The organism is Streptomyces sp. RP5T (assembly GCF_003933965.1).
GTDB lineage: Bacteria > Actinomycetota > Actinomycetes > Streptomycetales > Streptomycetaceae > Streptomyces.
Window position 1 is genome coordinate 1 of the sequence record NZ_RSAJ01000069.1, and the last position, 23,959, is coordinate 23,959.

The 23,959-nt window shown below is 72.1% G+C and carries 29 protein-coding genes and 1 tRNA gene; 18 read left to right on the forward strand and 12 right to left on the reverse strand.

Going from position 1 to position 23,959, the window contains the following annotated elements; translation table 11 throughout:
- Positions 1-46 precede the first annotated feature (46 nt).
- From EHS43_RS10470 to EHS43_RS10490, 5 genes are read left to right on the forward strand one after another with little or no spacing between them, the layout of a single operon-like run.
- The gene (locus EHS43_RS10470; RefSeq protein ID WP_125190262.1) at positions 47-481 is read left to right on the forward strand and encodes a roadblock/LC7 domain-containing protein; all 435 of its coding nucleotides are present in this window, start codon (positions 47-49) and stop codon (positions 479-481) included.
- Between the two features lie 2 nt (positions 482-483).
- Entirely contained in the window at positions 484-855 is a 372-nt protein-coding gene (locus EHS43_RS10475) for a DUF742 domain-containing protein (protein ID WP_037716095.1), read from the forward strand.
- Complete coding sequence (locus EHS43_RS10480; RefSeq protein ID WP_125190263.1) at positions 833-1,432, forward strand: ATP/GTP-binding protein; 600 nt, start codon at positions 833-835, stop codon at positions 1,430-1,432. The genes EHS43_RS10475 and EHS43_RS10480 overlap by 23 nt, the downstream gene beginning before the upstream one ends.
- 58 nt (positions 1,433-1,490) lie before the next feature.
- A complete protein-coding gene (locus EHS43_RS10485; RefSeq protein WP_125190264.1) occupies positions 1,491-2,069 on the forward strand; it encodes a GAF domain-containing protein in 579 nt (192 codons plus the stop codon).
- 57 nt (positions 2,070-2,126) lie between these two features.
- Complete coding sequence (locus EHS43_RS10490; protein ID WP_125190265.1) at positions 2,127-2,726, forward strand: TetR/AcrR family transcriptional regulator; 600 nt, start codon at positions 2,127-2,129, stop codon at positions 2,724-2,726.
- On the opposite strand, the gene EHS43_RS10495 is transcribed toward EHS43_RS10490, so the two are convergent.
- Both EHS43_RS10495 and EHS43_RS10505 read right to left on the reverse strand, forming a co-directional pair.
- Complete coding sequence (locus EHS43_RS10495; RefSeq protein WP_125190266.1) at positions 2,723-3,313, reverse strand: GPP34 family phosphoprotein; 591 nt, start codon at positions 3,311-3,313, stop codon at positions 2,723-2,725. The genes EHS43_RS10490 and EHS43_RS10495 overlap by 4 nt on opposite strands.
- A gap of 280 nt (positions 3,314-3,593) precedes the next feature.
- Positions 3,594-3,884 carry a muconolactone Delta-isomerase family protein gene (locus tag EHS43_RS10505; protein WP_125190268.1) on the reverse strand — a complete coding sequence of 97 codons (291 nt, stop codon included), beginning with the start codon at positions 3,882-3,884 and terminating at the stop codon, positions 3,594-3,596.
- 111 nt (positions 3,885-3,995) lie between these two features.
- On the opposite strand from EHS43_RS10505, the gene EHS43_RS10510 reads away from it, so the two are divergent.
- From EHS43_RS10510 to EHS43_RS10550, 9 genes are all read left to right on the forward strand, one after another.
- The gene (locus EHS43_RS10510; RefSeq protein WP_125190269.1) at positions 3,996-4,934 is read left to right on the forward strand and encodes a LysR family transcriptional regulator; all 939 of its coding nucleotides are present in this window, start codon (positions 3,996-3,998) and stop codon (positions 4,932-4,934) included.
- Positions 4,935-5,067: 133 nt separating this feature from the next.
- On the forward strand, positions 5,068-5,781 hold the full coding sequence (locus tag EHS43_RS10515) for an SDR family NAD(P)-dependent oxidoreductase (RefSeq protein WP_125190270.1): 714 nt from the start codon (positions 5,068-5,070) through the stop codon (positions 5,779-5,781).
- Positions 5,782-5,813: 32 nt separating this feature from the next.
- On the forward strand, positions 5,814-6,191 hold the full coding sequence (locus EHS43_RS10520; RefSeq protein ID WP_125190271.1) for an SgcJ/EcaC family oxidoreductase: 378 nt from the start codon (positions 5,814-5,816) through the stop codon (positions 6,189-6,191).
- Between the two features lie 174 nt (positions 6,192-6,365).
- Positions 6,366-7,394, forward strand: coding sequence for an L-threonine 3-dehydrogenase (gene tdh / locus EHS43_RS10525; protein ID WP_125190272.1), 1,029 nt, complete (start codon positions 6,366-6,368; stop codon positions 7,392-7,394).
- Positions 7,395-7,408: 14 nt separating this feature from the next.
- Positions 7,409-8,602: a glycine C-acetyltransferase gene (locus tag EHS43_RS10530; RefSeq protein ID WP_125190273.1), complete on the forward strand. Its 1,194-nt coding sequence runs from the start codon at positions 7,409-7,411 to the stop codon at positions 8,600-8,602.
- A 28-nt stretch (positions 8,603-8,630) separates the two neighbouring features.
- Positions 8,631-9,533 (forward strand): LysR family transcriptional regulator, encoded by a 903-nt coding sequence (locus EHS43_RS10535; protein WP_125190274.1) that lies wholly within the window; start codon positions 8,631-8,633, stop codon positions 9,531-9,533.
- A gap of 59 nt (positions 9,534-9,592) precedes the next feature.
- Positions 9,593-10,171 carry a helix-turn-helix domain-containing protein gene (locus EHS43_RS10540; RefSeq protein WP_125190275.1) on the forward strand — a complete coding sequence of 193 codons (579 nt, stop codon included), beginning with the start codon at positions 9,593-9,595 and terminating at the stop codon, positions 10,169-10,171.
- Positions 10,168-10,701 (forward strand): GNAT family N-acetyltransferase, encoded by a 534-nt coding sequence (locus EHS43_RS10545; RefSeq protein WP_125190276.1) that lies wholly within the window; start codon positions 10,168-10,170, stop codon positions 10,699-10,701. Before EHS43_RS10540 ends, EHS43_RS10545 begins: the two co-directional genes overlap by 4 nt.
- 30 nt (positions 10,702-10,731) lie before the next feature.
- Positions 10,732-11,088, forward strand: coding sequence for an MmcQ/YjbR family DNA-binding protein (locus EHS43_RS10550; RefSeq protein WP_185806193.1), 357 nt, complete (start codon positions 10,732-10,734; stop codon positions 11,086-11,088).
- Here the strand turns inward: EHS43_RS10550 and EHS43_RS10555 are convergent.
- Together EHS43_RS10555 and EHS43_RS10560 are read right to left on the reverse strand one after the other, a co-directional pair.
- Positions 11,078-11,977, reverse strand: coding sequence for a transketolase family protein (locus EHS43_RS10555; protein WP_125190278.1), 900 nt, complete (start codon positions 11,975-11,977; stop codon positions 11,078-11,080). The two genes, EHS43_RS10550 and EHS43_RS10555, sit on opposite strands and share 11 nt — an antisense overlap.
- A gap of 51 nt (positions 11,978-12,028) precedes the next feature.
- The gene (locus EHS43_RS10560) at positions 12,029-12,736 is read right to left on the reverse strand and encodes a transketolase (protein WP_125190279.1); all 708 of its coding nucleotides are present in this window, start codon (positions 12,734-12,736) and stop codon (positions 12,029-12,031) included.
- A gap of 126 nt (positions 12,737-12,862) precedes the next feature.
- Between EHS43_RS10560 and EHS43_RS10565 the strand changes: the two genes are divergently transcribed.
- Positions 12,863-12,936, forward strand: a tRNA-Pro gene (locus tag EHS43_RS10565).
- Between the two features lie 89 nt (positions 12,937-13,025).
- On the opposite strand, the gene EHS43_RS10570 is transcribed toward EHS43_RS10565, so the two are convergent.
- The 5 genes from EHS43_RS10570 to glyA are packed head-to-tail and all read right to left on the reverse strand — an operon-like array spanning position 13,026 to position 19,309.
- Positions 13,026-13,661, reverse strand: coding sequence for a sarcosine oxidase subunit gamma (locus EHS43_RS10570; RefSeq protein ID WP_125190280.1), 636 nt, complete (start codon positions 13,659-13,661; stop codon positions 13,026-13,028).
- Positions 13,654-16,479 carry a sarcosine oxidase subunit alpha family protein gene (locus EHS43_RS10575; RefSeq protein ID WP_125190281.1) on the reverse strand — a complete coding sequence of 942 codons (2,826 nt, stop codon included), beginning with the start codon at positions 16,477-16,479 and terminating at the stop codon, positions 13,654-13,656. The genes EHS43_RS10570 and EHS43_RS10575 overlap by 8 nt, the downstream gene beginning before the upstream one ends.
- Positions 16,476-16,757, reverse strand: a complete 282-nt coding sequence (locus tag EHS43_RS10580) for a sarcosine oxidase subunit delta (RefSeq protein WP_125190282.1) — start codon at positions 16,755-16,757, stop codon at positions 16,476-16,478. The genes EHS43_RS10575 and EHS43_RS10580 overlap by 4 nt, the downstream gene beginning before the upstream one ends.
- Before the next feature lie 18 nt (positions 16,758-16,775).
- Positions 16,776-17,996 carry a sarcosine oxidase subunit beta family protein gene (locus tag EHS43_RS10585; RefSeq protein WP_125190283.1) on the reverse strand — a complete coding sequence of 407 codons (1,221 nt, stop codon included), beginning with the start codon at positions 17,994-17,996 and terminating at the stop codon, positions 16,776-16,778.
- Entirely contained in the window at positions 17,993-19,309 is a 1,317-nt protein-coding gene (gene glyA / locus EHS43_RS10590) for a serine hydroxymethyltransferase (protein ID WP_125190284.1), read from the reverse strand. The genes EHS43_RS10585 and glyA overlap by 4 nt, the downstream gene beginning before the upstream one ends.
- A 95-nt stretch (positions 19,310-19,404) precedes the next feature.
- Here glyA and EHS43_RS10595 point away from each other — a divergent pair, with 95 nt between their 5' ends.
- Positions 19,405-20,064 (forward strand): GntR family transcriptional regulator, encoded by a 660-nt coding sequence (locus tag EHS43_RS10595; RefSeq protein WP_125190285.1) that lies wholly within the window; start codon positions 19,405-19,407, stop codon positions 20,062-20,064.
- 37 nt (positions 20,065-20,101) lie between these two features.
- Here EHS43_RS10595 and EHS43_RS10600 read toward each other — a convergent pair whose 3' ends face one another.
- The 3 genes from EHS43_RS10600 to EHS43_RS10610 all read right to left on the reverse strand — a co-directional run bounded on the left by EHS43_RS10600 (position 20,102) and on the right by EHS43_RS10610 (position 22,232).
- Positions 20,102-21,097 carry a glycoside hydrolase family 43 protein gene (locus EHS43_RS10600; protein WP_125190290.1) on the reverse strand — a complete coding sequence of 332 codons (996 nt, stop codon included), beginning with the start codon at positions 21,095-21,097 and terminating at the stop codon, positions 20,102-20,104.
- Positions 21,098-21,261: 164 nt separating this feature from the next.
- Positions 21,262-21,549, reverse strand: a complete 288-nt coding sequence (locus EHS43_RS10605; RefSeq protein ID WP_125190286.1) for a DUF1905 domain-containing protein — start codon at positions 21,547-21,549, stop codon at positions 21,262-21,264.
- Between the two features lie 23 nt (positions 21,550-21,572).
- Entirely contained in the window at positions 21,573-22,232 is a 660-nt protein-coding gene (locus tag EHS43_RS10610) for a TetR/AcrR family transcriptional regulator (RefSeq protein WP_125190287.1), read from the reverse strand.
- A 93-nt stretch (positions 22,233-22,325) separates the two neighbouring features.
- Between EHS43_RS10610 and EHS43_RS10615 the strand changes: the two genes are divergently transcribed.
- Both EHS43_RS10615 and EHS43_RS10620 read left to right on the forward strand, forming a co-directional pair.
- Entirely contained in the window at positions 22,326-23,003 is a 678-nt protein-coding gene (locus EHS43_RS10615) for a class II aldolase/adducin family protein (RefSeq protein WP_125190288.1), read from the forward strand.
- Complete coding sequence (locus EHS43_RS10620; protein ID WP_125190289.1) at positions 23,000-23,938, forward strand: carbohydrate kinase family protein; 939 nt, start codon at positions 23,000-23,002, stop codon at positions 23,936-23,938. The genes EHS43_RS10615 and EHS43_RS10620 overlap by 4 nt, the downstream gene beginning before the upstream one ends.
- Positions 23,939-23,959 lie beyond the last annotated feature (21 nt).

Sequence of the window (23,959 nt, forward strand, 5' to 3'; positions counted from 1 at the left end):
CCCCAGCGCTCCCGCAGACCTTCGTACCTCAAGGAGTCGATCCACCATGGCGAGCGAAGCGCCGACCGGCCATGTATCCGATCTCGACTGGCTGATGAGCGGCCTCGTGCAGCGGGTGCCGCACACCAGCAGCGCGGTCCTGCTGTCCTGCGACGGGCTCGTGAAGTCGGTCCACGGGCTCGACGCGGACAGCGCCGACCACATGGCGGCCCTGGCCTCCGGCCTGTACTCCCTCGGCCGCAGCGCGGGCGTCCGCTTCGGCGACGGCGGAGAGGTCCGCCAGGTCGTCGTCGAACTCGACTCGACGCTGCTGTTCGTGACCACCGCCGGTTCCGGTACCTGTCTCGCCGTCCTGGCGGGACGCGAGGCCGACGCCGCCGTGCTCGGCTACGAGATGGCGATGCTCGTCAAGAGCGTGCGCCCCTACCTGGTGACCGCGCCCCGGCAGCACGCCGTCGAATCCCCGGCGATGAGGCCTTGAGCGTGGCGGCGGCCGGCGACGGGCCCTGGCTCGACGACGCGGCCGGGCGGCTGGTGCGGCCCTTCACGGTCAGCAACGGCCGCACCCGGCCGTCCATCGCGTTCGACCTGCTGTCGCACGTGATGGCCACCGGTGCCACCCCCATCGGCTACCTCGGTCCCGAGCACGCGCAGGCGCTCGACCTGTGCCGCGCGCCCGTCTCGGTCGCCGAGGTCGCCGCCCATCTCAAGCTGCCGGCAGTGGTCACCAAGGTGCTGCTGTCCGACCTCGTCGACTGCGGGGCGCTGACCACCAAGCCCCCCGAGTTCACCCACAACCCGACTGACCGGGCTCTTCTGGAGGCAGTGCTCGATGGACTACGACGACAGCTCTGATCCCTTCCCCACCGCACTGAAGATCCTGGTGGCGGGAGGGTTCGGGGTAGGCAAGACGACCTTCGTGGGCGCGGTCAGCGAGATCGCCCCGCTCAGCACGGAGGAACTGCTCACCACGGTCAGCGCCGCGACCGACAGCCTCGACGGCATCGAGAACAAGGTCGAGACGACGGTGGCCATGGACTTCGGAAGGATCACCCTCGACCCGGAACACGTCCTGTACCTGTTCGGCACGCCCGGACAGGAGCGGTTCTGGTTCATGTGGGACGAACTCTCCGAGGGCGCGCTCGGCGCGGTGATCCTCGCCGACACCCGCAGACTGGAGGACTGCTTCGCGGCCGTGGACTTCTTCGAACAGCGCGGCCTCGGATTCATCGTCGCGATCAACGAGTTCGACGGGGGGTTCCGCTACGACCCCGAGGAGGTGCGTGCCGCGATCGACCTCCCGCCGGAGATCCCGATCGTGCGCTGCGACGCCCGGATCTCCAGTTCCGGTGTGCAGACCCTGCTCACCCTCGTCCGGCATCTCATCGCCCACAGCCCGGCGCCCGCGCCGAGCCACGGCGCCCACATGTGACCCTCGCACACACCGCCACGGAGCCGCATATGACCGACGTCCACAGCGACGGCCGCCCATGAGCTATGACCCACCGCGCCCGGCCGGCCGGCTGCTGCTCACCCCGGAGGACAAGGAGGCCCCGGACCGGGCGCGACGGCTGCGCCTGTTAGGGCTCGGGGAGCATCCGGAGCCCGCGCTCGACACCTTCGCCGAGCGGCTCGCCGAGCGCACGGGGGCGCCGTACGCGATGGTCAACTTCCTCGGTGAGGACTGGCAGTTCTTCGCCGGACTCAGGATTCCCGTGGCCCGGCCCCCGGTGGACGGCGAGGAGGCCAAGCCGGAAGTGGGCCGCTATATGGCGCGCGACCATGGCTTCTGCCCCCATGTGGTGGCCCGCCGCAAGGCGTTGGTCCTGGAGGACGTCCGTGACTACCCGCGGTTCGCGGGCAACCCGGTCGTCGACGAGTTCGGCATCCGTTCCTATCTGGGCGCTCCGCTCATCGACTCGACGGGGATGGTGCTCGGCACGGTGTGCGCAGCCGACGTGAAGCCGCGGACCTGGGGAAAGACCGGCCTGGAGGCCATCAAGTCGTCGGCGGCGGAACTGGTCGCGCGTCTGGAGCGACGGGAGGCCGACGGGCTCCCGGTGCTGTGACGGGAGAGACGCCCCGCTTTCCAGCCGACCGGTCGAGTACCTCCGTACACTGGGCGTGTGGGACGCACCAGTGACGCCAGGCAGAGGATTCTCGGAGCCGCGCACTCGCTCATCGAGGGGCGCGGCTACTCGGCGCTGGGCGTGGCCGAGATCTGCAAGGCCGCCGGTGTGCCGAAGGGCAGCTTCTACTACTTCTTCGAGTCCAAGGAGGCCCTCGCGCTCGCCGTCGTCGACGAGCACTGGGCGGCACAACGGGCCGAGTGGGAAAGCGCGTTGGGCGCGGACGGGGACCCCCTGCGGCGTTTGCGGGCGCTCTTCGAGCAGACCGAGGCCGGCCAGCGCGCCGTCCAGGAGGGCTGCGGCACGGTGTCGGGCTGCCTGTTCGGGAACCTCGCACTGGAGCTGAGCAACCACGCCGAACCCGTGCGCGGACGGCTACAGGAGATCTTCGACGCACAGGTCGACCTGGTGGAGGCCGTCGTCGCCGAGGCACGGGACCGCGGCGACGTCACCGTCTCCGACGCACGGCAGGCGGCGCGGGCGGTGGTGGCCCAGCTGGAGGGCCAGGTGATGTTCGCCAAGCTCTACAACAGCCCCCAGCGCCTGAGCGCCCTGTGGGACAACTGCCGGGCGCTGCTCGGCGTCACCGGCTCCTAGTAACCGCGCCAGACGTTGTCGAAGGCGGCGTCCTCGATGACCTTGCGCTGGCGCACCGCCTCCAGTTCCATCACCGCGTCCCCGACCGCGGCCAGCACGGCGGTCGCCTCCTCGGCGAGTTCCCCGGCCGGTTCCTCGCCGATCCCGGCGGCGGCCGCCAGGGCCGCGAGGACGGGTTCGCCCGCCGCCCTGCGCTCCTCGGCCTGCCGCCGGGCCGCCGAGTCGACCAGTTCCGTCCGCCCGGTCCGCAGCGGGATCCGCCGACCGCGCCGCCGGGAGGTGAGCCCGGTCCGCTCCAGGTCGTCGACGTAGGCCGCGGACAGCCCGCGACCCCGGCGCCACAGCCAGTCCTCGACGGACTCGTACGGCTCCTCCCGTACGAGTGTCCCGGCGGCCTCGTCCAGGAGGCGGTCGCCCGTGGGGGCGGGGGCGCTGGGCAGGATGCGGTCGCCGTCCAGGACGAGGGCGCGGGCGTCGAGCAGGTCGAACACCTCGGCGCCGGCGAGCGCGAGCGAGAGATCACCCTGCTCCACCGGCTTGTCGGCGGTGTCGAGGGCGATGATCGCGAGGTCCCGTGCGGTGGTCATCAGCGGCTCCACGTCGGTTGGCCGGTGCGGCGGTGAGTGTGCGGGGCGCCGGCCGTGGCGGGCCGGGCTTCCCTGTTCGATTCTCGCTGCTGATCGAGGACTGTGTGACCCATTACGACCATGTGGTGCGGGTGGCTGATCCGCAGCCGCGCGCTGACGCCGCGGGGGAATGCCGGCCGACTGGACCAGGGTCGTCGCGAGCGGCAGTGCGGGTCGGGACCGGAGCGTGCCCCGCCGCGGAGTCGGGCCGGGGCCGACGAGAAGTGGAAGTACCGAGCGATCACCTCGGGCCGGGGTCGTTGGGGTGCGGCTGGAGCGGGGTCACGGTGAAGGTCATCCACGGGTGCAGGGGCAGGGTGCCGAGCACCTTCTCGTGGAGCTCCTCCTCGTCGGCGGCCCGCCACACGCCGATGCTGCGCAACTCGCCCACCGGGCGCCACAACCGGACCAGGCGACCGGTCACGGCCAGCTCCCGCGCGCGGACGGCCTCGGCGGCCCGTCGCCGGTCCACCTCCTCCTGTGCGGTGCCCTCGGGGACGGTGGTGGTGATCTCGACCAGGAACTCTCGCACGGCCCACTCCGTTCGGCGTCTTCGTCGGGCTCATCGTGCGCGCCTCACCTGCGCAGACGCCACGACCGGCTTCCTCGCTGCTGGAAGGCGCAGCCTCCCAGCGCGCGTACGATGACGCCCGTGGAACTGCGCCAGCTGCGGTACTTCGTCGCCGTCGCCGAGGAGCTGAACTTCGGCCGGGCCGCCGAGCGCCTGCACATCGCCGGCCCCTCGCTCTCCCAGCAGATCAAGGCGCTCGAACGGGACCTGGGCGTCCGGCTGTTCGACCGGGACCGCCGCAGGGTCTCGCTCACCCCGGCGGGTGCCGCCCTGCTGCCGCACACCCGTGACCTGCTGGACCGCGCCGACGACCTCAGGCGCCGGGCCGGCCGCCTGTCCGGCTCGCAGCCGGTGCGGCTCGGATATGTGAACTGGCTGCCCCCGGAGCTGATGTCGCGTACGGCAGCGGTGGCCCAGGTGCACATCGACGCCTGGGTCGCCCCCTCCCACACCCAGGCCGCGCGCGTCGCCGACGGCAGTCTGGACCTCGCCGTCTGCTGGGTGCGCACCGCGGACCTCCGGCGGCTCGGGCTGCGGGCCCGGCTGCTCGGTGCCGACCGGCTCCACGCCGTGTCCAGGGGCGGTGACCGCGGCGGCGTACCCGAGGTGGCGGCACGGGACACCGACGTGCTCATCGACGACGACGTCACCTCCTGGGCGTCCTGGAACACGTACGGCGAGGAGCTCGCGCAGGCGACGGGCGCCCGTACGGTCCGCATCTCCGACGGCGCGATCACCGGCCCGGCCTTCTTCGACCATGTGCGCCGCTGCACCCGCCCGGTCGTCAACTCGCCCAAGGGGCAGACCAGTCCGCTCCCGCCGGATCTGGTCCGCCGGGAGATCGTCGCTCCGAAGGTCTACTGGACCTGGTCCCTGGTCCGGCGCGAGAGCGAGGACCGCGCCGGCGTCCTGGCCGTCGTCGACGCCCTGTGCGAGGACGTCGGCGACCTCGGCGTCCACGCCCCGGACGCATGGCTGCCCGCCGACGATCCTTACGCACTCCCTGGCTGACCTGCGCTGGGAGCCGGTGCCTCGCAGAGGAGAGGAAACCGGTCCTTCTGTCCTGTGCCGGACCGCCCTACCTTCTCCTTAGTAGACCGGTCGGCTAGTACCGGTCACCGTCACCGACTCGGAGAAGGTCACCATGAGCACGCAGAACCAGAAGGTCGCGATCGTCACCGGCGCCTCGCAGGGCATCGGCGCCGCCCTCGTCGAGGGCTACCGCAAGCTCGGCTACGCCGTCGTCGCCACCTCGCGCACCATCGCACCCGTCGACGACGCGGGCGTCCTCACCGTGCAGGGCGACATCGCCGACCCGGCGACCGCGGAGCGCGTGGTCGCGGCCGCCGTGGAGCGGTTCGGCCGGATCGACACCGTGGTCAACAACGCGGGCGTCTTCGTCGCGAAGCCGTTCACCGCGTACACGGCCGAGGACTACGCGACCGTGACCGGCATCAACCTCGCCGGGGTCTTCCATCTCACCCGACACGCCGTCCCGCACCTGCTCGCCCAGGGCGGCGGCCACATCGTCAACGTCACCACCAGCCTCGTCGACAACGCGGACTCCAGGGTCCCCTCCGTGCTGGCCTCGTTGACCAAGGGCGGTGTGCAGTCCGCCACCAAGTCCCTCGCCGTCGAGTACGCGACCCGTGGCATCCGCGTCAACGCCGTGTCGCCCGGCACCATCAAGACGCCCATGCACGCCGAGGAGACCCACGAGTTCCTCGCGGCCCTGCACCCGGTCGGACGGATGGGCGAGGTCAGCGACATCGTCGACGCCGTCCTCTACCTGGAGACGGCCCCCTTCGTCACCGGCGAGATCCTGCACGTCGACGGCGGTATGAGCGCCGGACATTGACGGACCGTCAACTCACCCACCAAGGAGCGGACATGACCATCGGATCCGACGACGAGGTGATCCTCCGCGGTGTCCTCGACCGCTGGAAGGACGGTGTCGACGCCCACCAACCGGAGCGCGTGGCCGCCCTCTTCACCGAGGACGCCGTCTTCCAGGGGCTGCACCCCTACAGCGTGGGACGGAGGGGCGTCGCCGCGTACTACGACTCCCAGCCGCCCGGCCTGAAGGCCGAGTACCGCGTCCTTGAGACACGGCGACCTGCCGACGGCCTCGTCCTGGGCTATCTGGACGTCGAGTTCACGTTCACCGACCGGCCCGCGCTCGCGGTCAAGCTCGCGGTGCTCGTGACCCGGGCGGGGGACGACTGGTCCATCGCCCACTACCAGGTCTCCCGCCTCGACCCGGTCTGAGGCCCCGCGCGCGGAGACCGTCCGCCCCACGCGGCACCCGCACGTGTGCGCTCGCGTGCGGGTAGGTGTGAAGCGGAGCTGAGGCACCGCTTAAGAAAGTCTCGATGGACCAGGACGGTGCCGTACGGCAGATTGCTGGGCGTTTCCACCCCTCGCACCCACAGGAGCCGTACCTTGAAGGCGCTGGTCAAGGAGAAGGCGGAGCCCGGGCTGTGGCTCGCGGACGTCCCGGAGCCCGCCGTCGGACCCGGCGACGTACTGATCAAGGTGCTGCGCACCGGGATCTGCGGCACCGATCTGCACATCCGTTCCTGGGACGGCTGGGCCCAGCAGGCGATCCGGACCCCGCTCGTGCTCGGCCACGAGTTCGTCGGCGAGGTCGTGGAGACCGGGCGCGATGTCACGGAGATCAAGGCCGGCGACCGGGTGAGCGGCGAGGGGCACCTCGTGTGCGGCAAGTGCCGCAACTGCCTCGCCGGGCGCCGGCACCTGTGCCGGGCCACGGTCGGACTCGGCGTCGGCCGGGACGGGGCCTTCGCGGAGTACGTCGCCCTGCCCGCCGCCAATGTGTGGGTGCACCGCGTCCCCGTGGAACTCGACGTGGCCGCGATCTTCGACCCGTTCGGCAACGCCGTGCACACCGCGCTGTCCTTTCCGCTGGTCGGTGAGGACGTGCTGATCACCGGGGCCGGGCCGATCGGGCTGATGGCGGCTGCGGTCGCCCGTCACGCGGGGGCCCGCAACGTCGTCGTCACCGACGTCAGCGAGGAGCGCCTGGAGCTGGCCCGCAAGATCGGCGTGAGTCTCGCGCTGAACGTGTCGGAGGCCGCGATCACCGACGGGCAGCGGGAGTTGGGGCTGCGGGAGGGCTTCGACATCGGCCTGGAGATGTCCGGGCGTCCCGAGGCGCTGCGCGACATGATCGCCAACATGACGCACGGCGGCCGGATCGCGATGCTGGGACTGCCGGCGGCGGAGTTCCCGGTCGACTGGGCCCGGATCGTCACCTCCATGATCACCATCAAGGGCATCTACGGCCGGGAGATGTTCGAGACCTGGTACGCGATGTCGGTCCTCCTGGAGGGCGGCCTCGACCTCGCCCCCGTGATCACCGGCCGGTACGGCTACCGCGACTTCGAGGCGGCGTTCGCCGACGCGGCGAGCGGCCGCGGCGGCAAGGTCATCCTCGACTGGACCAACTGACTTAGGGACCCACGATGTTCGACTCCGTGCGCGACGACCTGCGCGCCACCCTCGACGAGATCCGCGCCGCCGGACTCCACAAGCCCGAGCGCGTGATCGACACCCCGCAGTCCGCGACCGTGCGCGTCTCCGCGGGCGGCCGGCCCGGCGAGGTCCTCAACTTCTGCGCCAACAACTACCTCGGACTCGCCGACCACCCCGAGGTGATCGCCGCCGCGCACGAGGCCCTGGACCGCTGGGGCTACGGCATGGCCTCGGTGCGCTTCATCTGCGGGACGCAGGAGGTGCACAAGGAGCTGGAGGCGCGGCTGTCCGCCTTCCTCGGCCAGGAGGACACCATCCTGTACTCCTCCTGCTTCGACGCCAACGGCGGTGTCTTCGAGACGCTGCTCGGCCCCGAGGACGCGGTCATCTCCGACGCCCTGAACCACGCGTCGATCATCGACGGCATCCGGCTGTCCAAGGCCCGCCGCTTCCGTTACGCCAACCGTGATCTGGCCGACCTGGAAAGGCAGTTGAAGGAGGCCGCGGGCGCCCGCCGCAAGCTGGTCGTCACCGACGGCGTCTTCTCCATGGACGGCTATGTGGCGCCCCTGCGCGAGATCTGCGACCTGGCCGACCGGTACGACGCCATGGTCATGGTCGACGACTCCCACGCCGTCGGCTTCGTCGGCCCCGGCGGCCGCGGCACCCCCGAGCTGCACGGCGTCATGGACCGCGTCGACATCATCACCGGCACCCTCGGCAAGGCGCTCGGCGGCGCCTCCGGTGGTTACGTGGCCGCCCGCGCCGAGATCGTCGCCCTCCTGCGCCAGCGCTCCCGGCCGTACCTCTTCTCCAACACGCTCGCCCCGGTGATCGCGGCGGCCTCCCTGAAGGTCCTCGACCTGCTGGAGTCGGCGGACGACCTGCGGGTGCGGCTGCGGGAGAACACCGCGCTGTTCCGGCGCCGGATGACCGAGGAGGGCTTCGACGTCCTGCCCGGCGACCACGCCATCGCCCCGGTGATGATCGGCGACGCGGCGAAGGCCGGACGCCTCGCCGAGCTGCTCCTGGAACGGGGCGTGTACGTCATCGGCTTCTCGTACCCGGTGGTTCCCCAGGGGCAGGCGCGCATCCGGGTGCAGCTCTCGGCGGCCCACTCCACCGAGGACGTGAACCGCGCGATCGACGCCTTCGTCGCGGCCAGGGCCGAGCTGGCGGACTGAGTCCGGACCTGTTGCGATAATCGATCCCATGATCGAGGCACGGCGGCTCCACATCCTCCGTGCGGTGGCCGACCACCGCACGGTCACGGCGGCGGCCGCCGCGCTCTATCTCACGCCCTCGGCGGTCTCGCAGCAGCTCACGGCCCTGGAGCAGGAGACCGGCCACCGTCTGGTGGAGCGCGGCTCCAAGGGCGTACGGCTGACCCCCGCGGGCGAGATCCTGCTCAGCCACGCCAACGCGGTCCTCGCCCAGCTGGAGCGGGCGGAGGCCGAGCTGGCCGCCTACAGCTCGGGCGCGGCAGGCACGGTCACCGTCGCCTCCTTCGCGACCGGGATCGCCCTGGTCGTGGCGCCCGCGGTGGCCCGCCTCGCCGCGACGGCCCCCGGCATCCGCATCCGCGTCCAGGACGCCGAGGGCGACGCCAGCCTGCCGATGGTCCTCGACCGGCAGGTCGACGTCGCGGTCGCGGTGGAGTACCGCGGGGCTCCGCCCGCCGACGACCCGCGCCTCGCGCACGTGCCGTTGTACGCCGAGCCCTTCGACGCGGTCGTGCCGGTGACCCACCGGCTGGCCGACGGGAGCGAGGTGCCGCTCGCGGAGCTCGCCAAGGACCCGTGGATCGGCCCCTACCCGGGCAACCCCTGCCACGACGTGGTGGTCCTCGCCTGCGAGCACGCCGGTTTCCAGCCCCGCCTGGAGCACTCCTCGGACGACTTCCGCGCGGTGGTCGCACTGGCGTCGGCGGACGCGGGGGTGGCGCTGGTGCCGCGGTCGGCACTGATCGGGATGGACCTCACCGGAGTGGTCGTACGGCCGGTCGACGGGGTGGCCCCGACGCGCCGGGTCTTCGCGGCCGTACGGCGGGGAGCCGAGGAGCACCCGTTGATCCGCCCCGTCCTCGACGCGCTCGAAGCCGTCGCCGAGGGGTGACCGCGGACCGCTTGCGGCGAGGGTGGAGGGATTCCCGGATATGGGATAGCTTCCCGAATATGAAACAGCAGGAGACCGGTCCCGACCCCGTCGACACCCGCCTCGGCCTCCGGCTCGCGGAGCTGCGGTCCGAGCGGGGCTGGTCCCTGGGCGAGCTGGCCGAGCGCAGCGGGGTCAGCAAGTCGACCCTCTCCCGCGCCGAGCGCGCCGAGATCAGCCCCACGGCCTCCCTGCTGAACCGGCTGTGCGGAGTGTACGGGCGGACCATGTCCCAGCTGCTCAGCGAGGTCGAGGCCGAGCCCGCCCTGCTGGTGCGGGGTGCCGACCAGCCGGTGTGGGAGGACCGCGCCTCGGGGTTCGTCCGGCGGTCCGTGTCACCGCCGCACCCCGGACTGCGCGGCGAGCTCGTCGAGGGGCGGCTCGCCGCCGGTGCCGACATCGCCTACGACCGCCCGCCCGTGACCGGTCTGGAGCAGCACATCTGGGTCCTCGCGGGCACGCTCGACGTCACCGCCCGGGACGCCGAGCACCACCTCGGCACCGGGGACTGCCTGCGGCTGCGGGTGTGGGGGCCGACCCGGTTCCGGTGCGCGGGCCCCGACGCGGCGCGGTACGTGCTGGCGGTGGTCCTGCCGTGATCGTCACCCGCCTCGACGAGGGCCAACTGGCCGACTGTGTCGACGAGTTGGCGGAACTCCTGGTCGACACCGTGGACGGCGGCGCCTCCATCGGGTTCCTCGCGCCGATGGACCGCGCGGCGGCCCTCGCCTGGTGGAAGGAGCGCGTCGGCGCGGTGGCCGCGGGACACCTGGCGGTGTGGGCGGCGTACGACGGCCGCCGCGCGGTCGGCACCGTCGGCCTCGCCTTCCCCGACAAGCCCAACTCCCGCCACCGCGCGGAACTGGTCAAGCTGATGGTCCACCGGGACGCGCGCGGTCAGGGACTCGGGCGCCGGCTCCTCGACACCGCCGAGCAGGCCGCCCGCTCGGCCGGAATCACCCTGCTCCACCTCGACACCGAGACCGACAGCCCCGCCGAGCGCCTCTACGGCTCGGCAGGCTGGACCCGGGCCGGTGTCATCCCCGACTACGCGGCCGATCCCGCTGGGGTGCCGCGGCCGACGACCCTGTACTACAAGCAGCTCGGGAAGGCTGCTGTGACCAGGTGATTGTCAGTGGCAGCCGCTACGGTGCCTGTCATGCCGGACGCCGAAGACGTACGCCGTATCGCCCTGTCCCTGCCGGACACGACGGAGAAGATCGCCTGGAGCATGCCCACGTTCCGGGTCGCGGACAAGATGTTCGCCACACTGCCCGAGGACGAGACCTCCATCGCCGTGCGCTGCCCCAAGGAGGAGCGCGACGAGCTGGTGCTGGCCGAACCGGGCAAGTTCTGGATCGCCGGCCACGAGGCGCAGTTCGCCTGGGTGCGCGCCCGTCTCGCCGCGATCGAGGACGAGGGTGAACTGCGGGACATACTCGCCGACTCCTGGCGGCAGGCCGCCCCGACCCGGCTCCTCGACGCCTATCCGGAACTGGGGCTGCCTAGGGGATGAGGAAGGCCCCGATCCGCTCCCGCAGCGACTTCGCGTCGAGCCCGTGCGCGCCGACGTGTTCCTCGATCGTGCCGTACCGCCGCAGCTCGCGCCGGCCCACGCCCAGCCCGAGCACCCGGTGCGGTACGTCGGCCAGGGCGTCGTTCGCCGCCGCCGTCGACGTGCCCGCCAGGTACGGCTCCACCAGGACTACATCGGTGCCCGCCGCCCCGGTGGCCCGGCGCAGTGCCGCCGCGTCGAAGGGCCGTACGGTCGTCGCGTACAGGACGGTCACGTCGAGGCCCTGCGTCGCGGCGAGCACGTTGTCGAGCGTCGGACCGACGGCCACCACGACTCCGGAGCGTCCCTCGCGGACGGTGCGGAACCGCTCGCTGTCCACGGGGAGTGCCTCCCGGTTGGCCTGGAGGGACAGCCGTACGTACACCTTGTCGTCCCCCGCGGCGACGGCGTGCCGCAGCAGGGTCTCGGCCTCGTCCGGGTGGCCCGGCACATGGACGGTCCAGCCGTCCAGGGTGTCCAGCAGGGCCACGTCGCCGGGCGCCATGTGCGTGTACCCGCCGGCGGGCCAGTCGAAGGACGCGGCCGCGCTCACCAGGACCGCCCCCGCGTCCTGGTGGCCGAGGTCCAGCTTGACCTGCTCGAAGGGCCGCTCGACGAGAAAGCTGGCGAACGTGTGCAGCACGGGCCGCAGCCCGGTCAGCGCCAGGCCCGCGCCCGCTCCGACGAGGAGCTGTTCGCGGATGCCGACGTTGACGACCCGGTCGGGATGCCGGCGGGCCGCCCCGGTGAAGCCGTCCTTGCCGATCTCGGCCAGGACGACCGCGACCCGTGGGTCCTCGTCGAGCAGCCGGGAGACGACCGTGGTGAAGCGCTCGCGCATGGTGTCCATGGAGCTGTGAACCTCTCTCGGAAACGGGATCTGCTTGCGAAAGCGGGATCTTCAGGCGGACTTCGGTTCGACCCGGGCCACGACCACGTGCGGACGGCCCGGATGCGGCGCGGTGAAGGCGGCGAACAGCGCCTCGTGATCGCGGCCGTCCACCGTGACCGCGGACCAGCCCGCGGCCTCGAAACGGGCCGCGATCCCTCCGGGGCGCGCATGGCTGGCGGAGGAGTTGTCGACGACGACGGTGTGCAGGCGGTCGAGCCCGGCGGGCCCGGCGAAGGCGATCGCCTCGTGGTTGCTGCCCTCGTCCAGCTCCGCGTCCCCGACCAGCACCCACACCCGCGGCTCGTCGATGCCCTGGGCGCGCAGCCCCAGTGCCGTCCCGACGCCGATCGGCAGTCCGTGGCCGAGTGACCCGCTGCCGATCTCGGCCCCCGGCACCAGCACGCGGTCCGGGTGGTGGCCGAGCGGCGAGTCGTACGAACCGAACCCGGGCAGCCAGTCCACGGGCACGAACCCCTTGGCGGCCAGCACCGCGTAGTAGGCCATCGGCCCGTGCCCCTTGGACAGCAGGAACCGGTCCCGGCCGGGGTCGTCCGGCCGCTCGGGGCGCACCCGCAGCACGCGGTCGTAGAGCACCCACAGCACGTCCAGCGTGGACGTGGCCGCCGGTCCGTGCTTCTCGTCGCCCGTCATCAGCCCCATGAGCCGGGGCAGGTCCGCGTAGTCGTACGTCCGTTCGTGTGCCTCGGTGATCGTCATGCGGACGATCGTGCAACCTCGACCAAGCTTGAGGTCAAGCGGGGAAAGGAGTGCGCGACCACCGACTCGAGTGCGGTATGGTTTCTCTGCGCGTTCGGCCGGGGGAAACCCCAGGTCAGACGGCACCGGGACGTGGCGCAGCTTGGTAGCGCACTTGACTGGGGGTCAAGGGGTCGCAGGTTCAAATCCTGTCGTCCCGACGGTGCGAAGGGTCTTCGCAGGCGAGAGCCTGCGGGGGCCCTTTTCGTGTGCGCGGCCCCCGCGGCGCATCCCGCATGAGGTGAGTCGGTCAGCCTTCCCTCTCGGCCGGGAGCGCCGGCCGGCCGTACTCGCTCATCGCGTCGATGAGCCAGCGGGCCAGGTAGTCGGCGTACGAGGACCGCGGGAGCAGGCGGTAGGCCGGGGTGTCGGCGGTCTGCCAGAGCAGGACCGGGACCGGACCGACCGTGGTCGACACCGCGCGGCCCGGCCCGAAGGCGCGGGGGTGCAGGTCGAGCGGGCAGCCCTTCTCCAGGACCTCCCGGGCGGACGGGCCGCTCAGCTCCAGGGTGGTGCGGTTCGCCGAGACGTCCACGACCGAGCCCGGGGCGCCCCCGAGGGCCCCCCGCAGCCCCTCGGTCAGGGCGCCGGGGTCGTCCCGGGAGAGCACGAGCCACTCGTCGGGCCCCAGCCAGAGGACCGTACGGTGGCCGTGGGCGCCGGTGTCGCCGCAGCGGCGGGGGAGCGGTGCCCCCACTGCCCGCCCGAGCCGGTCGGCCGCCTCGGACGCGGGACCGACCCGCACGTTCACCATGGTGAGGAACGGCAGCTCGGTCAGCGTGACGCCCCGGGCGCCGGTGACGGCGGCGGCGCGCATCCGCTCCTCCAGGTGGGACAGGGGACTGGTGCGCAGGGCCACCGGTCCCGCCGAGCTCGGTTCAGCCATCACGCCTGGTCCCTTCGGGGTCGTAGAGCACGAAGTCGGTCACCTCGACCGGCACCAGCGCCTCGCCCACCGGGGCGAGCAGGGTCCGGCCCTTGAGCGCCTGCCCGCCGGCGACGAGGGCGAGGGCGAACGGGCGGCCGAGCGCCGGGCTGTGGTAACTGGAGGTGACGTGGCCGAGCATCGGCACGGGGACCGACTCCAGGTCGACGTCCGGAGCGACGAGTTGGGTGCCCTCGGGCAGCCGGGTCGTACCGTCGGCCGGGAGCAGGCCGACCAGTTGCTTGCGGTCGGGGCGCGAGGTGTCGGCGCGGGAGAAGGACCGCTTGCCGATGAAGTCCTTCTGCCGGGAGACCACCCAGCCCATGCCCGCGTCCTGCGGGGTGACCGTCCCGTCGGTGTCCTGGCCGACGATGATGTAGCCCTTCTCGGCCCGCAGGACGTGCATGGTCTCGGTGCCGTACGGTGTGATGCCGTAGGGCCGCCCGACCGCGTCCACCTCCTCCCAGACCGAAAGCCCGTACCAGGCAGCCACGTTGATCTCGTAGGCGAGTTCACCGGAGAACGAGATCCGGCAGATGCGGGCCGGGACCCCGGAGGCCAGGGTCGTCTCGCGGAAGGCCATGAACGGGAAGGCCTCGTTGGACAGGTCGACGTCCGGGGCGAGATGGGCGAGGACCGCGCGCGACTGCGGGCCGACGACGGCGATCGTCGCCCACTGCTCGGTCACCGACGTGCAGTGCACGTCGAGTTCGGGCCACTCGGTCTGCGACCACTCCTCCAGCCAGTCCAGGACGTTCGCCGCGCCGCCGGTCGTCGTGGTCATGAAGTAGCGGTGGTCGTCGAGCCGCAGGGTCACACCGTCGTCGAAGATCATGCCGTCGGGCTTGCACATCACGCCGTAGCGTCCGGTCCCGGGCTTCAGCTTCTTGAAGGCATTGGTGTAGACGCGGTTGAGGAACTCGCCCGCGTCCGCGCCCCAGATCTCGATCTTGCCGAGGGTGGACGCGTCCATGAACGCCACGCTCTCCCGGGCCGCCCGGCACTCGCGCGCCACGGCCGCGTCCATGTCCTCACCGGCCTGCGGGTAGTACCGGGGACGCTTCCACTGCCCGACGTCCTCGAACTCCGCGCCGTGCGCCACATGCCAGCCGTGGATCGAGGTCGTGCGCTCCGGGTCGAACAACTCGCCCCGCTCGCGCCCGGCCAGGGCGGCGAACGCGATCGGCGTGTACGGCGCCCGGTAGGCCGTGGTGCCGATCTCGCCCGGTGAACCGCCGAGGGCCTCGGCGATCACGCCGATCGCGTTGACGCCGGAGGTCTTGCCCTGGTCGTTGGCCGTGCCGAGCGAGGTGTACCGCTTGACGTGCTCGACGCCCCGCATCCCGGCGCCGGTGGAACGCCAGACGTCGGCGACCGTGACATCACGCTGGAGGTCGACGAAGTGGCTGTCCCAGGTGCCGGGTTCGCCCTCGGGGCCGGGTACCAGCCACAGGGCACGTGTCGGGCCGGGCGAGCGCCGCGCGCCCTCGGCCGGTACGGGCACGGGGAACCCTGCCGCTGTCGCCGCCAGCGCCCCGGCCCGCGTCCCCTCGGCGACACAACCGTCGAGGTCGTACGTCCCCCGGGCCGCCCCCACGACCTGCTGGTCCCGTACGGCCCCGTCGGGCACGAACGCGACGAGGTCGGAGTCCCAGCGCAGCCTGCCCTGGCGCTGGCTGTGCAGATGCACCACCGGGCTCCAGCCGCCGGACACCGCGAGCAGGTCGCAGTCGAACGATTCGGCCTCACCGGCGAGGAGGCCCTCGGCGTCGAGCGCCTGGACGGTGACGCCGGTGAGCCGGTGGTCGCCGGAGGTGTCGACCACCGTGCTGCCCGTCAGCACCCGCACGCCCGTCGCCGCGGCCACCCCGGCGGCCCGGGCGGACAGTTCGGGGCGCGCGTCCACGACGACGGCCACGGGGATCCCGGCGGCGCACAGGTCGGCGACCGTGTCGTAGGCGCTGTCGTTGGTCGTGCTCACCACGGCCCGTGAACCCGGCGCCACCGCATACCGGTTGAGATAGGTGCGCACGGCCCCCGCGAGCATCACGCCGGGCCGGTCGTTGCCCGCGAAGACCAGCGGACGTTCGTGCGCGCCGGTCGCCAGCACGACCTGGCGGGCGCGGATGTGCCACAGCCGCTGCCGCGAGACGCCCTCGGGGGCGTCCGCGCCGAGGTGGTCGGTGCGGCGCTGGAGCGCCAGTACGTAGTTGTCGTCGTACGACCCGAAGGCCGTGGTCCGATGCAGTACGACGGTTTCGGGCGCGGCGTGGAGCGTCGCCCGCAGCTCATCGGTCCCCGCCCCGGCACCGGGCGGGGGCTGCTCGTCGACCAGGATCACCCGGGCGCCCGAGGCGGCGGCAGCGGCGGCAGCGGCAAGGCCCGCCGGGCCGGCGCCGACGACCAGGACGTCGGCGTGGACGTACTTCTTGTCGTAGACGGCGGGGTCGGGAGTGGGGTCGAGCCGGCCCATCCCGGAGAGCGTGGTGGCGGACAGGCCGTCGTACAGCTCGATCGTCGTGGCCGGGAGCATGCCCTCCGAGCACGCACCGCCCAGCTGCACGAGGGCGTTGGGCTCCTCGACGCCCGCGGAGACGATGCCGCGCGGACGGCCGCGGTAGAGCGAGGGTGCGACCTCGACGAGGCCGTTCGCCAGCATCGCGGAGGCGAGGGTGTCGCCGGGGTGGCCGGTCAGCTCCCGTCCGTCGACGGTGAAGCGCAGCAGGGTCCCGCGGTCGACGCCGCCGCCTCGCGGCAGCCGGAAGCGCTGGTCGGTCATCGGGTCCCTCCCGGGCGGGGCTCGTCGAGCCGGTACGAGGTCAGCACCTCGTGGGTGGCGGTGTCACGCAGGACGTTGAACCAGCGGCGGCAGCCGATGCTGTGCATCCACCGTTCCGCGAAGGGGCCCTTGGGGTTGTCGCGGTAGAAGACGTACTCGGCCCATTGTTCGTCGGTGAGGTCGGCGGGGGAGTCCGGGTGGGGGACATGGGCCTGTCCGCCGTAGCGGTACTCCGTCTCGTTGCGCGGACCGCACCAGGGGCAGGTGATCAGCAGCACGGCGTTCTCCTCAATGCCTCAGTGGGCCACGGCCGCTGCGCCGTGTTCGTCGATCAACGCGCCGGTCGTGAAGCGGTCGAGGGCGAAGGGGGCGTTCAGCGGATGTGGTTCGCCCGTCGCGAGGGTGTGCGCGAAGGTCCAGCCGGCCGCCGGAGTGGCCTTGAAACCGCCGGTGCCCCAGCCGCAGTTGACGTAGAGGTCGGCCACGGGGGTGCGGCCGATGATCGGCGAGGCGTCCGGGGTGACGTCGACGATGCCGCCCCAGGTGCGCAGCACATGGGCCCGCGCGAAGACCGGGAACAGCTCGACTGCGGCGGCCATCTGCTGCTCGATCACATGGAACGAGCCGCGCTGCCCGTAGCCGTTGTACGCGTCGACGCCCGCGCCCATCACCAACTCGCCCTTGTGGGCCTGGGAGACGTAGACGTGCACGTGGTTCGACATGACGACGGTCGGGTGCACGGGCTCGTGCAGTTCGGAGACCAGGGCCTGGAGCGGGTGGGACTGCACCGGCAGCCGGACGCCCGCCCGTTCGGCCAGCACACTGCTGTGTCCGGCGGCCGCGAGACCGACCCGGCCGGCGTGGATGCGGCCGCGGTTGGTCTCGACGCCCACGACCCGGTCGCCGTCCTTGAGGAAACCGGTGACCTCGCAGCCCTGGATCAGGTCCACGCCCAGCTCGTCCGCGCGGCGGGCCAGCGCCCAGGCGACGTGGTCGTGCTTGGCGATGCCGGCCCGCGGCTGGAAGGTGCCGCCGAGGACCGGATACCGGGTGCGGGAGGAGACGTTGAGAATGGGGCAGACCTTGGCGATCTCGTCCGGCTCCAGCCATTCGGCGTCGACGCCGTTGAGCTTGTTGGCGTTGACGCGGCGCACGCCCTCGCGGACGTCCTGGAGGGTGTGCGCGAGGTTGAGGACGCCGCGCTGGCTGAACAGGAAGTCGTAGTCGAGTTCCTCGGGGAGCCGCTCCCACAGCTTCAGCGCGTGCTCGTAGATCGCCGCGCTCTCGTCCCACAGGTAGTTGGAGCGGATGATCGTGGTGTTGCGGGCCATGTTGCCGCCCGCGAGCCAGCCCTTCTCCAGGACGGCCACATCGGTGATGCCGTGGTTCTTGGCGAGGTAGTAGGCGGTGGCGAGACCGTGGCCGCCCGCGCCGACGACGACGACGTCGTACGACCGCTTCGGGTCCGGGTTGCGCCAGAGGAAGTCCGGGTGCTCCGGCAGGGGTTCGGCGGTCATGCCGCGCCTCCGTCGAGGTGGGGGTAGAGGGGGAAGGCGGCGGCGAGCTTCTCGACCCGGGCGCGCAGTTCGTCGTCGGGCCGGTCGCCCTTGAGGGTTCCGGCGATGATGTCGGCGACCTCGCGGAACTCCGTGTCGCCGAAGCCGCGGGTGGCCAGGGCGGGCGTGCCGATCCGCAGGCCGGAGGAGACCATCGGCGGGCGCGGGTCGAACGGCACGGCGTTGCGGTTGACGGTGATGCCGATGCGGTGCAGCCGGTCCTCGGCCTGCTTGCCGTCGAGCTCGGACTTCCTCAGGTCGACCAGGATCAGGTGGACTTCGGTGCCGCCGGTCAGGACGGTGATCCCGGCCTCGGCCACGTCGTCGGCCAGCAGGCGTCCGGCGAGGATCTTCGCGCCCCGCAGTGTGCGCCGCTGGCGCTCCTTGAACTCCTCGCCCGCCGCCACCTTGAAGGCCACCGCCTTCGCCGCGATCACATGCTCCAGCGGACCGCCCTGCTGACCGGGGAAGACCGCCGAGTTGATCTTCTTGGCCAGGTCGGCGCGGCTGAGGATGACACCGCCGCGCGGGCCGCCGAGGGTCTTGTGGGTGGTGGTCGTGACGACGTCGGCGTACGGCACCGGGCTCGGGTGCAGGCCCGCGGCGACCAGACCGGCGAAGTGCGCCATGTCCACCAGCAGATACGCGCCCACCGCGTCGGCGATCCGCCGGAACCCGGCGAAGTCCAGCTGCCGGGGGTAGGCCGACCAGCCCGCGACGATCATCTTCGGACGGTGGGCGAGGGCCAGCTGTTCGACCTCGTCCATGTCGATCCGCAGGTCGGACTCGCGCACGTGGTACGGCACGACGTCGTACAGCTTGCCGGAGTAGTTGAGGCGCATGCCGTGGGTCAGGTGGCCGCCGTGCGCCAGGTCCAGGCCGAGGATCGTGTCACCGGGCTTGAGCAGGGCGAACATCGCGGCCGCGTTGGCCTGGGCGCCGGAGTGCGGCTGGACGTTCGCGGCCTCGGCGCCGAAGAGCTCCTTCACCCGGGCGATGGCCAACCGCTCGACCACGTCGACGTGTTCGCAGCCGCCGTAGTAGCGGCGGCCGGGGTAGCCCTCGGCGTACTTGTTGGTCAGGACCGAGCCCTGGGCCTCCATCACCGCGGCCGGGGCGAAGTTCTCCGAGGCGATCATTTCGAGCGTGGCCTGCTGGCGGCGCAGCTCGGCGGCCACGGCCCCGGCGACCTCCGGGTCGAGCTCGCCGAGCGGGAGGGAGAGCGGCGATGCGGGCGTGGTGAGCGGCGAGGTGGACGACGTACTCGTTGCCATCGGTGCACCATCCTGAGAGCCAGCTAATGGGCAACTGATATATCAGCCTGTGCGGTAAGGTATGGGAGCTCGCCGCACAGGTCAAGGGGGCATCCATGGAGCAGGTCGCGACCGAGGTCGAGGAGCTGTCGCTCGCCGAGCGCGCGTACCGCGCCATCCGGGACCGGCTCGTCATGCTGGAGATCCGGCCCGGCGCGCCGATCAACGAGGAACAGCTGGGGCAGTCCCTCGGCGTCGGCCGGACACCGGTGCGCGAGGCGCTCAAGCGGCTCCAGTACGAGCGCCTGATCACGACCTACCCCCGCCGGGGCACCTTCGCCACCGAGGTCAACATCACCGACCTCGCCCACATCTCCGAGGTGCGCCAGGAGCTGGAACCCCTGGCCGCGGCACAGGCCGCGCGGCGCGCCACGGCCACCGACCGGGCGAACCTGACGGCCCTGCGGCGGGAACTCGACAGCGCCGGGGCCCCCGGGCGGGACTCCGCCGCGCTCATGCACCTGGACCTCCAGGTCCACCGCGCCATCTACACGGCCACGCACAACCCGTACCTGGAGGACACCCTCGTCCGCCACGACAACCTCGCCACCCGCATCTGGTGCCTGTTCGTGGACCGGCTGTCGGACATGGCCGGCCATGTCGAGGAGCACGGCCCGCTGATCGAGGCCATCGTGTCCGGCGACGCCGACACGGCCGCGCGGCTCGCCCGCAGCCATGTGGAGGGTTTCGAACAGGCGATCCGCGAGGCGATCTGACGCTCCGGTCGCCGCGCGGGCCACCGCCGCGCGGGTCTCACCCGCCGGCGCCGTCCCCGTCCAGTTCGGTGCACTGCCGCAGGACCCGCAGCTCGTCGCCCTCGATCCGCATCTCGTACAGCTTTCCGCGCGCGTTCTCGAAGGGGCGGTGGAGGATCATCATCAGCCGGTCGTCGAAGGCCCGGAACAGCATCCCGTGCCCGCTGTCGTCCCGGACCAGTGGCCGACGCTGCTCCCAAGGGCCGGTCAGCGCACCGGACTTGGAGACGGCGTAGGTCTGCACGTAGCCGCCGCTGACTGTGCCGTCCGCCTCGGCCCTGTCCTTCTCGTACGTCGACCAGAGCATGAGGAGGGCGCCGCCAGGGGTGCGGTGGAGCTGGGGGCCGTCGGTGACGTACGGCGCGAGCTGGTGCGGCACGCCCGCCGGGATCTGCTCACCGAGCCAGAACGCGTCCGAGCCCTTGAACAGGAAGACCGGCTCGCCGACCGTCCCGGTCAGATCGGGAGCCAGCCGTACGGCCTCCATCGTCCCGTCGACGGTCTGCAGCCACTCGTGCGCGTACACCATCCAGGGCTGTCCGTCCGGATCGACGTGGAGCGTCCCGTCGAGGGTCATCAGGTGCGCGGGCGGTGTGGGCCCGTCCGGATCGACGACGGTGAACGGCCCCAGCAGCGAGTCGGACACGGCGGTGACCGTGCCGCGCGCGTGGTTCGGCAGCTGGAAGGGGGTGACCCAGCGCCCGGCGGGCGGCACCGGCAGCACCCGCTCCTCGTCGTGCAGGGTGGTGAACAGGTAGTACCGGCCGCCCCAGGCATGGACCTCCGGCGCCCACCCGCCGTCCCGCGCCCAGATCCCCTCCTGCTCGGTGGTCCGGAACACCACGACGGGCCGCGTCCAGTCCCGCAGGTCGCGGCTGCGGTAGACCATCGTCCCGACGCCCTCCACCCCCGACACGGACGGCTCGTTCGACGTGTACAGGTAGTAGGTCCGCGTCCCCTCGTCCGCGACGACGAACGGATCGTGCAACGGCATGTCGGGCAGCCGCAGGGGCTCGGTGTCGGTCACGGCCGAACGATACGCGGCCGTGCGATCAGCGGTCCGCGAGGACCTCGTGCGTGCAGTGCGCTCGCAGGAAGTCGACGCCCGCGTCGTTCGGGGCCCCGAGGTCGTCCCAGCCCCTGGCCGCGGTCTGGGTGTCAGAAGCGGATGGTCATCCGCACCCTCACGTCGTCTCCCACGGCGAGTCCCTCCGGTACCCGCACCGCGTTCTTCAGGGGCAGCAGATAGCCGCCGTCCCTCGGGAACAGCGACGTCGTGAAGGTGACCCCGCCGATCCGGGCCTCGACCGGGATCACGCCCCAGCCGTACGTGGCCATGCGGGCCACTTCACCGATGTCGGCGGAGTCCTCGGCGGGCACGGGGACGAAGTAGTACGGCGCCGGGCCGCGCCATTCGATCACCCGGCCGGTGAAGGTGAGGTGCATGGGTCTCCCGTGGTCCGGCCGCGTCAGGACGGTCCGTAGCGCGACGCGACGTCCGTGAGGTACCCGCGCAGCAGGATCTTCGCCTCCTCCAGGAGCGCCGCGTCCCCCTTGGTGTCCCGGCGGAAGGCCTCCTGGGCGAGGGCGTCGGCGGCGAGGATCGCGGCGTGGCAGACGCGGGCGAGGGACTCGTCGTCCTCGGCGAGACGCAGCGCGAGCAGGATGCGGCGGATCCCGTCGGCCATCCGGTGCTTGTGCTCGCGGTCCGCGGCCCGGGTGCGCTCGGTCAGTCCGCTGCCGAACCACAGGGCGCGGAAGCCGTGTTCGGTGCGGTAGATCTCGGCGTACGCGTCGACGAGGACCCCCACCGGGTCCTCCCAGCGCTCGACGGCCGCGGCCTCCACGAGCGCGTCCATCGCCGCTTCCAGCTTCGCGAAGTACCCGGCCGCGAGCGCCTCGATGATCGCCCCGCGGTCGGGCAGGTACTGGTAGAGCGAGCCGACCGAGACCCGCGCCTCGGAGGCGATCCGGGTCGTGGTGAGCGACTCGACGCCCTCCTCCACCAGGATGTGCTCGGCGGCTTCCAGCACCCTGGCCAACCGGGCCCGGCTGCGGGCCTGTTGGGGAGTGCGGCGCAGGGAGGCGATCCATGCGGCCTGATCGGTCCCGGGGGCGGACTCAGTCACGGCACGACCTCCGCTCATCCACGTGACCACCTCACACGACAACCTCCGAACGTGAACGTGACTTTGTTTCAGGTTTAGGTTAGCGTCGCGCGCATGACCGACTCAAGCCCGGCGCTGAGCGAGGAGCGGGCCGCCGTGGCGGCCGCCTGCCGCCGACTGGGGGCCGAGGGACTGCTCATCGGCACCGCGGGTAACGTCAGCGTCCGCGTCGAGGACCGGGTGGCGATCACCGCGACCGGCGCGATCCTGGCCGAGCTCACCCCGGACCAGGTGACCGTCGTCGACCTCGACGGGGAGATCGTGGCCGGCGGCCTCCTGCCGACCTCCGAACTCGACCTCCACCTCGGCGTCTACCGCCGCTACGGCACCACCGCGGTCGTCCACACCCACGCCCCCATGGCCACCGCCCTCTCCCTGGTCCTCGACGAACTGCCCTGCGTCCACTACCAGTTGCTGGCCCTCGGCGGCACCGTCCGGGTCGCCCCGTACGCCACCTTCGGCACCCCGCAACTCGCCGAGTCGGTCCTCACCGCCCTGGAGGGCCGGGGCGCCGCCCTGATGGCCAACCACGGGGCCGTCACCCACGCCCCGAGTCTCGACAAGGCGGTCGAGCACGCGCTGCTCCTGGAGTGGGCCTGCGGCGTCTACCAGCACGCGGCCGCCCTGGGCACGCCCCGCGCCCTCGACGAACAGCAGCAGATCGCGGTGATCGAGGCCGCCCTCGCACGCAACTACGGCACCACGCAATCCGCACAGGAGGGAACCCGATGAAGGCGCAGAACGTCGTGACCATGGGCGTGCACGTGCTGGACGTCCTGGTCCGGCCGGTCGAGGAGATACCGGAGGGCCAGGGCGCGACCCTGGTCGAGGACATCCGCATGACCGCCGCCGGCACCGCCGCGGGCACCGCCCTCACCCTCGCCAAGCTGGGCGCCTCGGTGCGCACCGCGGGAGCGATCGGCACGGACCCGACGGGCGACCTGCTGACCCGGCTCCTCGACAAGGCGGGGATCGACACCTCCCTGCTCGTGCGCCGGATCGACACCTCCACCTCCGCGACCGTCCTGCCCATCCGCCCCAACGGTGACCGCCCCACCCTCCACCTGCTCGGCGCCAACATCACCTACGGCCTCGACGACGTGCCCTGGGACGCCGTCGCCGAGGCGAGCCACCTTCACCTCGGCGGCCCCGAGCTGATCGGCGCCGACGTCGCCGCCCGCATCCTGGCGCACGCCAAGGAGCACGGCGTGGTCACCTCGGTGGACCTCCTCGCCCCGGGCGAGCTCGGCACCTTCGACCAGATCGAACCGCTGCTCCCGTACGTCGACTTCCTGCTCCCCAACGAGGACCAGGTCCTCGGCTTCAGCGAGGAGCAGGACGTCGTCACCGGCGCGAAGAAGTTCCTGGCCGGCGGGGTGGGCCTGGTCGCGGTCACCCGGGGCGGCGACGGCGCCCTCCTGGTCACCGCCGAAGGCACGGAGACGGTCCCCGCCTTCGAGGTCGAGGTCGTCGACACCACCGGCTGCGGCGACGCCTTCTCGGCGGGCTTCCTGCGCGGGACGAGCCTGGGCCGCACGCCACGCGAGGCGGCGATCCTGGGCAGTGCCGCGGCGGCCCTGGTGGCACAGGGCCTGGGCAGCGACCACGGCGACTTCGACCTGGCGGAGGCCGACGAGTTCTCCATGACCACCAGGACCCGCTCCTAGAGCCCATTCATTCCGCGCGGC

Bases quoted from the DNA above. Each gene is read 5' to 3' on its own strand.
- EHS43_RS10595 (WP_125190285.1), top strand. From the start codon at position 19,405: ATGGAGCAGGTCGCGACCGAGGTCGAGGAGCTGTCGCTCGCCGAGCGC.
- EHS43_RS10495 (WP_125190266.1), bottom strand. From the start codon at position 3,313: ATGACCACCGCACGGGACCTCGCGATCATCGCCCTCGACACCGCCGAC.
- EHS43_RS10575 (WP_125190281.1), bottom strand. From the start codon at position 16,479: ATGACCGACCAGCGCTTCCGGCTGCCGCGAGGCGGCGGCGTCGACCGC.
- EHS43_RS10605 (WP_125190286.1), bottom strand. From the start codon at position 21,549: ATGCACCTCACCTTCACCGGCCGGGTGATCGAATGGCGCGGCCCGGCG.
- EHS43_RS10510 (WP_125190269.1), top strand. From the start codon at position 3,996: ATGACGCCCGTGGAACTGCGCCAGCTGCGGTACTTCGTCGCCGTCGCC.
- EHS43_RS10620 (WP_125190289.1), top strand. From the start codon at position 23,000: ATGAAGGCGCAGAACGTCGTGACCATGGGCGTGCACGTGCTGGACGTC.
- EHS43_RS10560 (WP_125190279.1), bottom strand. From the start codon at position 12,736: ATGACGATCACCGAGGCACACGAACGGACGTACGACTACGCGGACCTG.
- EHS43_RS10600 (WP_125190290.1), bottom strand. From the start codon at position 21,097: ATGCCGTTGCACGATCCGTTCGTCGTCGCGGACGAGGGGACGCGGACC.
- EHS43_RS10515 (WP_125190270.1), top strand. From the start codon at position 5,068: ATGAGCACGCAGAACCAGAAGGTCGCGATCGTCACCGGCGCCTCGCAG.
- glyA (WP_125190284.1), bottom strand. From the start codon at position 19,309: ATGGCAACGAGTACGTCGTCCACCTCGCCGCTCACCACGCCCGCATCG.
- EHS43_RS10470 (WP_125190262.1), top strand. From the start codon at position 47: ATGGCGAGCGAAGCGCCGACCGGCCATGTATCCGATCTCGACTGGCTG.
- EHS43_RS10570 (WP_125190280.1), bottom strand. From the start codon at position 13,661: ATGGCTGAACCGAGCTCGGCGGGACCGGTGGCCCTGCGCACCAGTCCC.
- EHS43_RS10520 (WP_125190271.1), top strand. From the start codon at position 5,814: ATGACCATCGGATCCGACGACGAGGTGATCCTCCGCGGTGTCCTCGAC.
- EHS43_RS10535 (WP_125190274.1), top strand. From the start codon at position 8,631: ATGATCGAGGCACGGCGGCTCCACATCCTCCGTGCGGTGGCCGACCAC.
- EHS43_RS10550 (WP_185806193.1), top strand. From the start codon at position 10,732: ATGCCGGACGCCGAAGACGTACGCCGTATCGCCCTGTCCCTGCCGGAC.
- EHS43_RS10485 (WP_125190264.1), top strand. From the start codon at position 1,491: ATGAGCTATGACCCACCGCGCCCGGCCGGCCGGCTGCTGCTCACCCCG.
- EHS43_RS10585 (WP_125190283.1), bottom strand. From the start codon at position 17,996: ATGACCGCCGAACCCCTGCCGGAGCACCCGGACTTCCTCTGGCGCAAC.
- EHS43_RS10480 (WP_125190263.1), top strand. From the start codon at position 833: ATGGACTACGACGACAGCTCTGATCCCTTCCCCACCGCACTGAAGATC.
- EHS43_RS10555 (WP_125190278.1), bottom strand. From the start codon at position 11,977: ATGGACACCATGCGCGAGCGCTTCACCACGGTCGTCTCCCGGCTGCTC.
- EHS43_RS10530 (WP_125190273.1), top strand. From the start codon at position 7,409: ATGTTCGACTCCGTGCGCGACGACCTGCGCGCCACCCTCGACGAGATC.
- EHS43_RS10540 (WP_125190275.1), top strand. From the start codon at position 9,593: ATGAAACAGCAGGAGACCGGTCCCGACCCCGTCGACACCCGCCTCGGC.
- EHS43_RS10615 (WP_125190288.1), top strand. From the start codon at position 22,326: ATGACCGACTCAAGCCCGGCGCTGAGCGAGGAGCGGGCCGCCGTGGCG.